Origin of the sequence: Bacillus cereus group sp. BfR-BA-01356 (genome assembly GCF_022663635.1) — a bacterium.
Lineage (GTDB): Bacteria > Bacillota > Bacilli > Bacillales > Bacillaceae_G > Bacillus_A > Bacillus_A cereus.
Map to the genome: position 1 here is coordinate 30,103 of NZ_JAKUFX010000020.1, position 13,411 is coordinate 43,513.

A 13,411-nucleotide genomic window follows, 5' to 3' on the forward strand; every position below is an offset into this window, starting at 1 on the left:
TAGAAAAAACTATTAAAATAAAAAGTGGGGTAAAGTTTAAATTTTTATTAAATTGTTACATTCTCGTCTTTTGGCAATCGTACTTCAAATAGCGTTCTAACTACATTGCTCTCAGCAGAAATCGTACCGTTATGTTGCTCGACAATATTTTTCGCAATAAATAGTCCAAGGCCTGTCCCGCCACGGTTCTCTGTTCTCGCTTTATCACCTGTATAAAACATATCAAAAAGATAAGGTAAATCTTCTTCTGGAATGCTATCTCCGTAATTCATAATTTGTACGACAACTTCTCCATTATCAACATACCCATTCATATCAACAAATTGCCCATCATACCCGTAACGAACGGCATTTGTTAACAAGTTTTCAAATACTCTAGCTAACAATTTCCCATCACCGGGCATCGGTAAATGAGGATCCACATTCAATCTAGCTTCTAAATGATGTTTTTCTAATAACGGATACAATTCCTCCTCTAACTGTATAAGCAACTCACTTATATCAATCGGCTTTTTATCCAGCTTTAGCATGCCATAATTCATACGTGTAATTTCAAATAGCTCATCAATTAAACTTTCCAGTCTTTGCGATTTCGTATATGCAATTGTGGAGAAATGTTTAATTTGTTCTTTTGTTAAATTTTCATCTTTAAGAATTAAATCTAAATATCCTAATACGGATGTTAATGGTGTTCTTAAATCATGAGCTAAATTCACAACGAGCTGACTTTTACTACTTTCAGCAAAATCTCCTCTTTCAACAGCTTCTTTTAACTTTTCACTTGCAATATTTATTTCACGCGCGATATTTCCAAACTCATCATTTGATGAAACTTGAACTTTATTCGTAAAGTTACCGTTCGCAAGATGATGAATCCCATTAGAAATTTCATCAAAGTATTTTAAATACGGTTTTGTCAAAAAGAAGAAAAAGATAATAGATAACGGAATAAAGAAAATTAAAAAGAAATTAATGTCTCCAAATTCCCTTACCATTGACCTAAATTGTGCTAAAGGCTCTTCGTAGCGAACCATCGTTTTATAATACAACTGCAATCCTTTATAAATTATATAAGTTACAGTTGCTGCAAGCACCATACTTAACGCAAATAAGGCAATCATTTTAAATCGAAAACTTTTCATCATATTAGCCATTGAAAGTATAACCTACTCCCCACACTGTTTTTATTAATTTATCCTTTCTTTTATCTTCTCCAAGTTTCTTCCGCAAAGTACGAATATGTACCATTACTGTATTTCCACCTTCATAATAATCGTCTGCCCATACGTGCTGAAAAATATTTTCCACATTGTATACTTTCTTCGGATGACTCGCTAATAAATATAAAATATCGAACTCTTTCGGCGTTAATTCAATTTGCTCACCATACACATCAACCGTCCTGCGCTCAGGATTAATTACGACTCCGCCTATTTCTAAAGCAGATTTACTCTCCGCTACTTTCGGTTGATTTAACGTAAAAAACCTACGCAGTTGTGCATTTACACGTGCAACTAATTCTATCGGTGTGAAAGGCTTCGTCATATAATCATCCGCACCTAGTACAAGACCTGTCACCTTATCAAAGTCCGAAGTTTTCGCGCTTAAAAAAATAATTGGCATATGATGTTTCGCGCGAATTTGACGCGTCACCTCATAACCATCCATTTTCGGCATCATAATATCTAAAACTACCAAGTCGATTGGCTGCGTTTCAATAATATGAACCGCCTCTTCCCCATCCGCTGCTTTCACAACATGGTACCCTTCTTTTTCTAAATGTATCTCAATTAAGTCAGCAATTTCCGCCTCATCATCAGCGATTAAAATTGAAATGCGTTTCATTTTACTCCCCCTTTTTCATTCCATTTTTATACGCTCGATTGTAAACTAGTCTATCCAATTTGTACAATACAAAAAGGCTACTCGTTAAAGTAACCTTTGTAAATAAAATTATATCAGCGATTATTGAAATATATCGACTTACCGACAATGAACGACAAAATCCTCTCGCTACTTGCGGGCATCCTAATGAAACTTCCATTTACCGCTCAAAAACAATCCGCTGCTTCGTAATTTCTTCCAATCTTCCGCGATCTACTTCATACTCAGCATCAACGCTTTGCGGCACAATCACTTTCCCGCCCTCAAGCGTCACTTCCGGTGAAATAATATCCCTCTGCCAATGTCTACTAGAAGCGGATATATCACCAGGAATCGTAAAGTTCGGCAGTGAAGCAAGAGCAACATTTTGCGCTCGTGAAACCCCCATTTCTACCATACCGCCGCACCAAACGGGTATGGTATGCTCCATGCAATAATTATGAATTTGAACCGACTCTGTTAATCCGCCCACTCGCCCTGGCTTAATGTTAACGATGCGGCAACTACCAAGCGTAATTGCAACGCGTGCGTCTTCTAAACCATGAATACTTTCATCTAAACAAATCGGCGTTTCAATTTTCTTTTGCAACTCCGCGTGATCAAGAAAATCGTAATCCGCTAACGGTTGTTCAATCATCATTAATTGGAATTCATCTAGTCGTTTCAGCCTCTCTGTATCCGCTAATGTATATGCTGAATTTGCATCTGCCATTAGCGGGATATGCGGAAACTCTTTACGGATTTCTTTCAATAACTCATAATCATGCCCCGGTTTTATTTTTACTTTAAAACGCTCGTATCCTTCTTCTGCGTACTTCTCGATTTGTTTTAACATAACCGGAATCGTATTGATCCCAATTACAACGCCGACTTCAATTTCAGACTTCGTTCCGCCAAGCAATGTCGCTAACGATTTCTTTTGACGCTTCGCATATAAATCCCAAACAGCCCCCTCTATTCCGGCTTTTGCCATTCGGTTTCTTTTTATATGTTGAAATAGACCCGGTACCTCATTCGGATGAGAAATTTCAGCCTTTAATAAATCAGGTATTAAAAAGTCTTGCAGTACATGCAGCGCTGTCTTCACCGTTTCTTCCGTATACCACGGTTCAGAGAATGCAACGACTTCCCCAAATCCAATGTACCCGTCCGTATCCTCTAATTCAATAACGATACTCTCACGCTTTTCGTAAGTCCCGTAGCTTGCAGCAAACGGGATTACGAGTGGCATTTCCGTTATATACAGTGTCGCTTTTTTTATTTCCACCTACATCTCCTCCACTAATTGTCTTAACTCTCGTCTTAACAATTTTTTCGAAGCGTTACGTGGTAATTCCTCTAAGAAACATGCTTTCTTCGGCACTTTATATTTCGCTAATTTCTCCTCGCAAAAATGAAGAATTTCTTCTTCTGTTACCGCCCCGCTTTTCACAACAAAAGCAGCTGGTACTTGTCCCCATTTATCGTCAGCCATGCCGACAACACCAGCTTCCGCTACTGCCGGATGAGAAAGCAACACTTCTTCAATTTGAGCTGGATATATGTTCTCTCCGCCAGAAATAATTAAATCACTGCGGCGATCTAATACGTATAAAAACCCTTCTTTGTCTAAATAACCGAGGTCGCCAGTATGAAGCCATCCATTTTGAATAGTCTCTCGCGTCGCATCTTCACGGTTAAAGTAACCGCCTGTTACGTTCGGTCCTTTTACTACGATTTCACCTTCCGCATGTGGCGGCACTACTACGCCGTCCTTTTCGATACGAAGCTGGCACTGAAATAGTGGCTTTCCAGCTGATCCTACTTTCGTTAACATGTAATCAGCTGATAACGTACAAATTTGCGAAGACGTTTCTGTCATACCGTACGTTTGATACACAGGAATTCCTTTATCTACACACGTTTCTAATAACGGTTTCGGCGCTGGTCCTCCGCCAAGTAACATACATCGTAAAGAAGATGGATATGTCTCTGCCCCAAGTCTCTCTAATAAATCAGTTAACATTTTAGAAACGACAGAAATAATCGTTACGCCTCTCGTTTGAAGTGCTTTATGAATAAAATCCGCATCATATTTCGGAACGAGTAAAATGCGCATGCCATACATAATATTTTTCATTAAAAGAGATAGTCCGCCAACGTGGAACATCGGCATACAAGCTAACCAGCAATCATCATCACGAAGCCCTAAGTTAAGCGAAGAGCCGACCGCACTTGCCCAATGATTACCGTACGTTAAAATAACGCCTTTCGGTTTTCCTGTCGTCCCTGACGTATAAATGATTGTCATCGTTTCTTCTAAAGAAAACTCTTCTTGTATAGAGGCTTCCTCTTTTGGTCCATTCATCACTTCGGCGAATGAATAAACAGGAACATCTTTAGCATCAAAATCTTGATCCGTTACTAAACAAACAACTTCAGCATCATCCATTTGCCAAAGTAGCTCTTCTCTTGAAAGACGCGTATTTAAAAGCACAGCTACTGCCCCTAGGTACGATAGGGCGTGAATAACTGTAATCATCTCCATACCATTTTTCATCAGAACAGCCACCTTTTGCCCTCGCTCCACTCCAACATGCGTGAGGTGTTCACAAACAGATACTACTTTTTCATGCAGCTCCATAAAAGTAACTTTCTCTTCCTCTATTTCAATTGCAGTGCGATCTGGTGTTAAAAATGCACGTTGCATTAACCAATTTGGCATCGTCTCCATCATTCATTCTCCTTTCATGAAAGAAAGAGACTTGATATGATATCAAGTCTCTTAGTTGTTTTGTTTCCGGTTTGACCTTTTCGTTGCGTCTCACTTTATTGGCGAGCCGCTTTCGCTTTTGGTCACGTCCAGCTACAGCAGCTAGAATGTTCGGTGGCTTCACTTCTTCCTACGAGGCAAAAAGCGCCTCTACGTCAGAAGCTCCATCCCCCTCACATTCTGAACGAGCTGCTTTCGCTTTTGGTTTCATCCAGCTACAGCGGCTAGAACAGTCGGTCGTTTCACGCCTTCCTACGAGGCAAAAAGCGCCTCTACGTCAGGAGTTCCAACGCCCTCTTGTTCTAAACAAGCCGCTTTCGCTTTTGGTTTGATCACGGGAAACGAGGGAATTGACCGAAGTCCGGACTGCGTTTTTCTTTGAATGCGTCGCGACCTTCTTTCGCTTCGTCAGTTGTGTAGTACAATAACGTTGCATCTCCAGCTAGTTGTTGAATACCAGCTAGACCGTCTGTGTCTGCGTTGAATGCAGCTTTTAGGAAACGAAGTGCCATTGGGCTGTTTGCTAAAATTTCTTGTGCCCATTGTACTGTTTCTGCTTCAAGCTCTTCTAATGGTACTACAGTGTTTACTAAGCCCATATCAAGCGCTTCTTGAGCGTTGTATTGACGGCATAGGTACCAAATTTCGCGAGCTTTCTTGTGGCCTACCATACGAGCTAAGTAACCAGCTCCGTATCCACCGTCAAAGCTTCCTACTTTAGGACCTGTTTGTCCGAATACAGCGTTGTCTGCAGCGATTGTTAAGTCACATACGATATGAAGTACGTGTCCACCACCGATTGCATAACCTGCTACCATTGCGATAACTGGTTTAGGAATTGCGCGAATTAGACGTTGTAAGTCTAATACGTTTAAACGAGGGATTTGGTCGTCACCTACATATCCACCATGACCGCGAACTTTTTGGTCGCCGCCAGAACAGAATGCACGTCCCCCTTCACCTGTTAAAATGATAACGCCAACATTTGCATCATCACGAGCTTGTGCAAAAGCGTCGATTAACTCCATTACCGTTTTTGGACGGAATGCGTTATGTACTTCAGGACGGTTAATCGAAATTTTTGCGATACCATTGTATGTTGAATAAATAATATCTTCGTAATTGCCTTCTTTTACCCATTCAATAGCCATTACAACTACCTCCTTGTATATTTCTGATTTCACCTATAAGCGTGGCTTCCTTCTTACTGAAAAAAGTATCACTGCATAGTTTTTAGAAATCCCTTTACTATTGTATCAAACTTTTCCGGTTGTTCCACATGAATTGCATGGCCAGCACCATGAATTTTGACAAATTTCGCGTCAGAGACGCATTTTTCGATGTTTTTTAATATGCGGAAGAACTTTTCATCATATTCTCCGTTCATTAAAAGAACAGGTATTTTTAAGTTTTTCAGCTCATCCCACCAGGAAGGCTGAGCCCCAGTTCCCATGCCGCGCAAGCTATTTGCGAGCCCTTTTGGGTTGTTAGCAAGTCGTTCTTTTCGCACCGCTTCTTGTACGTTTTTTGCTAAACGTTTTTGCGTTGCAAAAAGCGGAATATCTTCCCACATCGATACAAAACTTTCTATGCCTTCTCGCTCAATTTTATCGGCAAGTCGATCATCTTTTTCACGACGTTCTTTTCTATCCGCTTCGTCTTCGAGCCCAGCTGTACAATTTTCTAATAAAAGAGAGTGTACATAATCTGGATATAGACATGCCATCGTAATCGCCAGTCTTCCTCCCATTGAGTAGCCAAGTATATGTACTTTTTCAATATGAAGGTAATCTAGTAGTTCTTTCATTTGCAATGCCACATTTCGGATATCATAATGCGCAACATCTTCAGGACTCTCCGTCTTTCCGTGCCCAACAAGATCAACTACAATAACTTGAAACTGCTCACTCCATGAAGAGATAAAAGAACGCCACGTTTCCATGCTTCCCGTAAAACCATGAAGAAGTAGAAGTGGTTCCCCGCTTCCGACTACTTCATATTCATACGATACACCTTGCAGCGTTACTTTCATTTTGATTCACCTTGTAAAGATGTAGTAATTACGTCCTGTGTTTTTGCCCATAACGTACGGTGCAATGTTAAGTTTTCATCACGGTTCGTACAAATTTCCACAACGTGTAAACCTTCTGTCGTCGTTCCTTTTCGAACTTCTTCTCGGAATTGCTCCCAACCATTTACACGGCTAAATGAACCGCCGTACATTTTGACAACATGCTCATAATCAAGTCCAATTGGTGTTCCAAATAATGATTCAAAATGTTCCTTTTTCTCATACTGTGGTAAGAATGAGAAAATACCCCCACCATCATTATTTACAACGACAATTGTTATGTTTAATTCATGTAATTTCGCTGCTAACAGCCCGTTTAAATCGTGATAAAATGATAAATCACCAATTACTAATACAAGTGGATCGCAAATAACGCTTGCTCCTAGAGCTGTCGAAATGATTCCATCAATACCATTTACACCACGGTTTGCCATCACATGGATGTTTTTATCCGATGTGAAGAAGAATGAGTCTGTATCACGAATTGGCATACTATTGCTCGCAAATAACGTTGCGTCTTCTGGTAATACGCGCACAATATCTGTAATAACCTTTCCTTCAAATGCAGTTTCATATGTTTCCATTTCACGAAGCGTTTCCTTCGTTTTTTCGTTTATATGTTGCCACATTAGGGACCAATCATTCTTTTTCATAACTGGCATTTTTTCTATTAATGCCTTGCAGAATTCAATGTCACTTGCTTGCACAACTTCTGTCGCAACAAGAGCTGGATCTCTCCATTGTCCTGATTCATCGACAACGATATGAACTGCTTTTGTTTGTTTTTTTATGAACTGCGTTAATGATTTAGAAACAGGCATACCACCAAAGCGAATTAAAACGTCCGGTTTCCATGTTTCTTTTAACTTTTCATTTCGTAAAAATGTATCATAACAGTCAATTACCATCGTTTTATCGTGGTGTCCGCTACGAATATTAGAAAGTGGGTCTGCTAATATAGGATAGCCAGTTTTTTCAGCTAGTTGCGTTGCAAATATTGCGATTTCTGCATGACTATCATCTCCACAAATAATAAGCCCCTTTTCCATATGTGAAAGGCGCCCTACAAGAGAATCTACATATTCACTCGGCATCACCGCGTTTCCTTGCTGAACTACTCCTGTATATTCACTACGTCCTTTATCCCATAAGCTTTCTAGTGAGAAATCAGGGATAAGTGGCTCGCGAACTGGAAAATTAAGATGAACAGGACCCTGCGGTGCTAAACAAGCATTTGCTACTATACGCTGCGTCGTCATACGAGCGTAATGATACATCGCTTCACTTGCTTCTGGCAGTGCCATCTCTGTAAATTGTTTCACAAAAGTACCGTATAAATTAAATTGATTCATTGCTTGTGGTGCACCCACATCTCTTAATTCATGCGGTCTATCCGCTGTTAAGACGATAAGTGGGACCCTTGAATGAAAAGCTTCACATACAGCTGGATAATAGTTCGCTGCTGCTGTTCCTGACGTACATAATAATGCTACTGGGCGTTTTTTTGCTTTCGCAATACCGAGCGCGAAAAATCCTGCTGATCTTTCATCCACATGTAAATATGTGTTCATTCCTTCGTGTTGTTCCATTAGTAAAGCAATCGGCGTTGACCGTGAGCCTGGACTAATGACAACATCACATACATCTAGACGCGTCAGTTCATCCACGAACGCGCCTAAATAATATGATAATGCTTCTATATGATTGTTCATTTCATTAATTCCTCCAAAGCACCAAGCATCGGTCTAAACTTCAAACTTGTTTCTTCATATTCAAGCTGCGGGATTGAATCAATTACAATACCACAACCGGCAAATAAGGATGCTTTCTCGCCGTTTAATAATCCGCAGCGCAGCGCAACCGCAAATTCACCATTTCCTTCATCATCTATCCAGCCAATCGGTGCACCATACAACCCTCTGTCTAACAATTCAACATCACGGATCAGTTTCATTGCTTCCAAACGAGGTGTCCCGCCAAGAGCTGGTGTTGGATGTAATTCTTCTACCATTGTTAAAAGACTCGCATCGCCTTTTGCTTCTACAGGCGTATATAAGTGGATTAAGTTTTTCGTTGTTAATAAGCCTGGGCTTTCCGGAATATTAACGTATTCGCAATATTCATTTAGTACCGAGCGGATCATGTTAACAACATAACCATGTTCAGCTAAATTCTTTTCATCATGAAGAAGCGTATTACTATTTCGTTCACTTTCTTCTATAGAATGACCATGACCGATTGAACCCGCAAGACACATCGATGTAAATTTCTCATTTTCTTTGCGAATTAATCTCTCAGGCGTCGCTCCTAAGAAGCATGCTCCTTTATAATCAAAAGAAAATACGTAACAATCCGGTTGACCAATGCGAAGTGCTTCTAAAACAAGAGCAGAATCAATCGAATGATTCATCTCTACTTTTAGTTCCCTCGCCAATACAACCTTCTGCACGTTACCCTGCTTCATCTCATCTTGTACTTTTTCAATTGCTTTCATCCAGCCTTTCGGATCCACTTCTACTTTAGAAATAACAGTCAATTTCGATCCGTTTAGCGCACATTTACTCTCTCTCAAAATTTTCTCTTCTAAAGAAATCATTTCGTTAGAAAGAGTTTCTGCACAATCTGTTGCTGAAACAAATGTATTCATCGTTAACCATGCTTTTTCATTTTTTACAGTTAATAAAAATGCTGGTAGTGAAAATGTCGTATCTTTAAATTCTTTCCATAGGTCCGTTTTCTCTTTTTCTGGATCAAATGAAAAACCACCAAATAAAAGCGGACCCGTTCCAAATTCATATTCATCTCTTTGGACAAATGCATTCTCTTTTACTTTCTCCCACTCGTCGCGAGCGATTTGAAAGCGCTTATGAGAAGAATTTGCTATAGTGAAAACAGAGCCAATTCCTGCAAATATTACATGCTGAGCCGGGTCTGCAAAATAACATCTATTTTCGAATGAAATCCTTTTTCCTGCTGCATAGAACAGAAGCGGATCCACCCAGTCTATTTGTTTTACAAAACTAACCAATGTTTTTTCGTTAGTTGCACGCTTGATAGCTGCAATAAGAACTTCTTGCAAGCCTTTTTGTTTCGTTTGAATCACAATTGTCTCCCCCCTATGGGCGAAAAATAGTCATAATTACGCTTGATTTTAAGATACACCTCAAACGAAAGGCCTGTCAACGTTTAGCATTTCTGAGAAATTCACCTTCTCTTCCTAGAAAATAAACGTTGACACTAAATGATGCTTTTTCTACACTTAGTTGTGTACAATATGTGACCAAAGGAGGATTCAACATGGAAATGAACGTCAAAACGAATTCCTCTCCTACGGCGCCAAAGCCAAGTAAGCAAACAGGCTGGCGCATCTGGTGGAGTTTACTACGTCCCCATACATTAACAGCCGCTTTCGTACCTGTTTTCATCGGAACAGCATATTCGATGCAGGTCGGAGGTATAAATCAAATACATCTTCCTCTTTTCCTTATGATGCTTCTTGCTTGTCTTCTCATTCAAGCAGCAACAAACATGTTTAATGAATACTTTGATTATAAAAGAGGACTCGATCACGAAGGTTCAGTTGGTATCGGCGGCGCTATCGTTCGCGATGGCATTCAGCCAAAAACAGTGCTTAACTTAGCATTTGGATTTTTCGGCATCGCAATACTATTAGGTGTTTATATTTGTATAAATTCTAGCTGGTGGCTTGCTGCAATCGGTCTTGTTTGTATGGCCGTTGCTTACCTTTATACAGGTGGCCCACTTCCAATTGCATATACACCATTTGGAGAGTTGACAGCCGGATTATTTATGGGTGTCATTATTATTGGGATTTCATTCTTTATTCAAACTGGAACTGTAACATCAGAAGTCATTTTACTATCTATTCCAAGCTCCATTTTAATTGGTGCCATTTTACTAGCCAATAATATTCGTGACTTGGATGGCGATAAAGAAAACGGTCGTAAAACGTTAGCAATTCTCGTTGGACGCGAGCGAGCGGTTGGTGTACTTGCTTCGATGTTCATCGTTTCCTACATTTGGACAATTGCTTTAATTATCGTGGGCATCGTATCACCATGGATGCTTATCGTATTTTTAAGTGCGCCGAAAGCATTTAAAGCGACGAAAGGCTTTATCGGCAAAAGCATTCCGATGGAAATGGTACCTGCGATGATTGCAACAGCAAAAACAAATACAATATTCGGTTTCCTAATGGGAATCGGATTATTACTTGGATACTTTCTATAAAAGGAGCTGCTTATGCGGCTCCTTTTTCATATCTAAAATTCATCTCATAATTCCTACTCTCAACGCTCATACTATGTAAAGAAACTGAATTGTAGGAAGGTGGACGACTATGTTAACTCCACAACAAGTAGGTCAATTTAAATCCATTTTAGAAAAACAAAAACAAGAACTAGAGCAAACGATACAAACTCATGAAAATACAGATCGTGCTTCTGAACGTGACTCAGTAGGAGAACTGTCTAGCTATGACAACCATCCAGGTGATATGGCTACAGAGCTATATGAACGGGAAAAAGACTTCGGGCTTATTGAACTTTGGCATAAACAGCTTGAGGACACGAAACATGCCTTGCAAAAAATAGAAGCGGGTACGTACGGCATTTGCGAAGTGTCTGGCGAAGAGATTCCATTTGAAAGATTGGAAGCAATGCCAACCGCTACAACATGCATCCAGCACGCGACAAATAAGTTAAATATGAATACACGACCAGTTGAAGAAGAAGTGTTGTCTCCTTCTTTCCACAAGCATGATGAGGACAATTCTGTTGAGTACGATGCGGAAGATGCGTGGCAAGATGTCGCAAATTACGGAACATCTGAAACGCCGTCTGATTTAGAAAGACAAGATTCAAAAAACTATAATGGCATGTATGTAAATAGTGAAGAAAACGTAGGCTACGTGGAGGATTTTGAAAACTTTATCGGTACGGATATGTACGGGAAAAACCCACAAGTTTTCGCTACAGAAGAGCATGAAGAATATGAACAAATGCTTGATGATTTTGAAGAACGTACCTTCAAAGGTGAATTATCTTCAAATGAATCTAGTTCCAAAGAATAAAAAAAAGCATTCCGAAAATCGGAATGCTTTTTATCGCTAGCTAATTAGTTTTTTGTAACGTTAGCAGCTTGTGGTCCACGGTTACCTTCAACGATTTCGAAAGAAACTTCTTGACCTTCTTCTAAAGTTTTGAATCCGTCACCTTGGATAGCTGAGAAGTGAACGAATACATCGTCTCCACCTTCAACTTCGATGAAACCGAAACCTTTTTCGCTGTTGAACCATTTAACTTTACCTGTTTGCATGTCATGTACCTCCTAAATAAAAATGAAACTATGAATCCACATGAAAAGGTGGATATAAAGGACATGAATGTATAACAAGCTTACAGCCTTTAATTCAACGTGCTTTATTTCCGTACCACATTATGTAGCTCAATAGTGATTTCACTATATCACGCTATATCCAAAACGTCAAATGAGAACACTTTCATTCCACCATTTTTTTATAATTTTAATATAATGTTGAATTTCCATATTCATATATTATCCCGCCATTTGTGGACAGCTTGATTGGCGGGAGCTGATAATCCGTTTTGGCTGGTTCCAATTTATTTGAAAATTAACAAAACTAAAGTATTCTAATCCTATTAAATTCTGTACAATATAAGTATCTATTACATACGAGGTGAAAAAAATGAGAGCACACGAAATCGAGTATAAGTTATATGGCGATGATATGCAGTTTGTTGAAATTGAGTTAGATCCAGAAGAGAGCGTGATCGCAGAAGCTGGCGCAATGATGATGATGGAAGATTACATAGAAATGGAAACAATCTTCGGTGATGGTTCTGGCCCATCTGGAGGTTTATTCGGAAAATTAATGGGCGCTGGTAAACGTCTCGTTACAGGCGAAAGTATGTTTATGACTGTATTTACAAATACAGGTCACGGCAAGCGCCACGTCTCATTTGCTGCTCCTTATCCTGGTAAAATTATTCCTGTAGATTTAACAGAGTATCAAGGAAAAGTAGTTTGTCAAAAAGATGCCTTTCTTTGTGCCGCAAAAGGTGTTTCCATCGGAATTGAATTTACGAAAAAAATAGGAACTGGTTTCTTCGGTGGTGAAGGCTTCATCATGCAGAAACTTGAAGGTGACGGCCTTGCTTTCATGCACGCAGGTGGAACTGTATATAAACGTGAATTAAAACCTGGTGAGAAACTTCGTATTGATACAGGTTGTCTCGTTGCTATGACAAAAGACATTAACTATGATGTCGAGTTCGTTGGTAAAGTAAAAACAGCTCTATTTGGCGGCGAGGGTTTATTCTTCGCAACATTAGAAGGTCCTGGAACAGTTTGGATTCAGTCCTTAACACTTAGCCGCTTAGCAGCACGCCTTACAAGCCCAGCAGCGCAAAGTACTGGCGAAGGTAGTGTATTAGGTGGACTTGGTCGTTTATTAGATGGGAAAGAGTAAACTGTGCCCTTATGTAGGCATGGCCATCAACTAATAAAATAATAAAATTAAAACACCCTTGCTTGCAGTAATGTAGTGAAAGGGTGTTTTAATTTACGTCTACAAACGAGAAAAAGCAGTTAAAATAAAGTAATAAGGTTTACTTCAGGAAAATAAGGTATATTATATTTGTTGAATAGATTCTCTTTAGAGA

At 39.6% G+C, this 13,411-nt stretch carries 12 protein-coding genes; 3 read left to right on the plus strand and 9 right to left on the minus strand.

What is annotated here, in order from left to right; translation table 11 throughout:
• Positions 1-47: 47 nt before the first annotated feature.
• The 8 genes from MR168_RS09935 to MR168_RS09970 all read right to left on the minus strand — a co-directional run bounded on the left by MR168_RS09935 (position 48) and on the right by MR168_RS09970 (position 9,810).
• On the minus strand, positions 48-1,154 hold the full coding sequence (locus MR168_RS09935; RefSeq protein WP_086411538.1) for a sensor histidine kinase: 1,107 nt from the start codon (positions 1,152-1,154) through the stop codon (positions 48-50).
• The gene (locus tag MR168_RS09940; RefSeq protein WP_000822510.1) at positions 1,147-1,845 is read right to left on the minus strand and encodes a response regulator transcription factor; all 699 of its coding nucleotides are present in this window, start codon (positions 1,843-1,845) and stop codon (positions 1,147-1,149) included. Before MR168_RS09940 ends, MR168_RS09935 begins: the two co-directional genes overlap by 8 nt.
• 199 nt (positions 1,846-2,044) lie before the next feature.
• Positions 2,045-3,151, minus strand: coding sequence for an o-succinylbenzoate synthase (gene menC / locus MR168_RS09945; RefSeq protein WP_086411539.1), 1,107 nt, complete (start codon positions 3,149-3,151; stop codon positions 2,045-2,047).
• Positions 3,152-4,597 (minus strand): o-succinylbenzoate--CoA ligase, encoded by a 1,446-nt coding sequence (locus tag MR168_RS09950; protein ID WP_140159341.1) that lies wholly within the window; start codon positions 4,595-4,597, stop codon positions 3,152-3,154.
• 371 nt (positions 4,598-4,968) lie between these two features.
• Positions 4,969-5,787 carry a 1,4-dihydroxy-2-naphthoyl-CoA synthase gene (gene menB / locus MR168_RS09955; RefSeq protein WP_000963881.1) on the minus strand — a complete coding sequence of 273 codons (819 nt, stop codon included), beginning with the start codon at positions 5,785-5,787 and terminating at the stop codon, positions 4,969-4,971.
• A gap of 68 nt (positions 5,788-5,855) precedes the next feature.
• Positions 5,856-6,668: a 2-succinyl-6-hydroxy-2,4-cyclohexadiene-1-carboxylate synthase gene (menH, locus tag MR168_RS09960; protein ID WP_016123511.1), complete on the minus strand. Its 813-nt coding sequence runs from the start codon at positions 6,666-6,668 to the stop codon at positions 5,856-5,858.
• Positions 6,665-8,419, minus strand: coding sequence for a 2-succinyl-5-enolpyruvyl-6-hydroxy-3-cyclohexene-1-carboxylic-acid synthase (menD, locus tag MR168_RS09965; RefSeq protein ID WP_086411541.1), 1,755 nt, complete (start codon positions 8,417-8,419; stop codon positions 6,665-6,667). Before menD ends, menH begins: the two co-directional genes overlap by 4 nt.
• A complete protein-coding gene (locus tag MR168_RS09970; RefSeq protein WP_242291245.1) occupies positions 8,416-9,810 on the minus strand; it encodes an isochorismate synthase in 1,395 nt (464 codons plus the stop codon). The genes menD and MR168_RS09970 overlap by 4 nt, the downstream gene beginning before the upstream one ends.
• A gap of 194 nt (positions 9,811-10,004) precedes the next feature.
• On the opposite strand from MR168_RS09970, the gene MR168_RS09975 reads away from it, so the two are divergent.
• A complete protein-coding gene (locus MR168_RS09975) occupies positions 10,005-10,958 on the plus strand; it encodes a 1,4-dihydroxy-2-naphthoate polyprenyltransferase (RefSeq protein ID WP_000425766.1) in 954 nt (317 codons plus the stop codon).
• Positions 10,959-11,067: 109 nt separating this feature from the next.
• Positions 11,068-11,799, plus strand: a complete 732-nt coding sequence (locus tag MR168_RS09980; protein ID WP_000957396.1) for a yteA family sporulation protein — start codon at positions 11,068-11,070, stop codon at positions 11,797-11,799.
• A gap of 44 nt (positions 11,800-11,843) precedes the next feature.
• Here MR168_RS09980 and cspD read toward each other — a convergent pair whose 3' ends face one another.
• A complete protein-coding gene (cspD, locus tag MR168_RS09985) occupies positions 11,844-12,044 on the minus strand; it encodes a cold-shock protein CspD (protein ID WP_001193054.1) in 201 nt (66 codons plus the stop codon).
• Between the two features lie 391 nt (positions 12,045-12,435).
• Between cspD and MR168_RS09990 the strand changes: the two genes are divergently transcribed.
• Entirely contained in the window at positions 12,436-13,218 is a 783-nt protein-coding gene (locus tag MR168_RS09990) for a TIGR00266 family protein (RefSeq protein WP_001201257.1), read from the plus strand.
• The last annotated feature ends 193 nt before the right edge of the window (positions 13,219-13,411 follow it).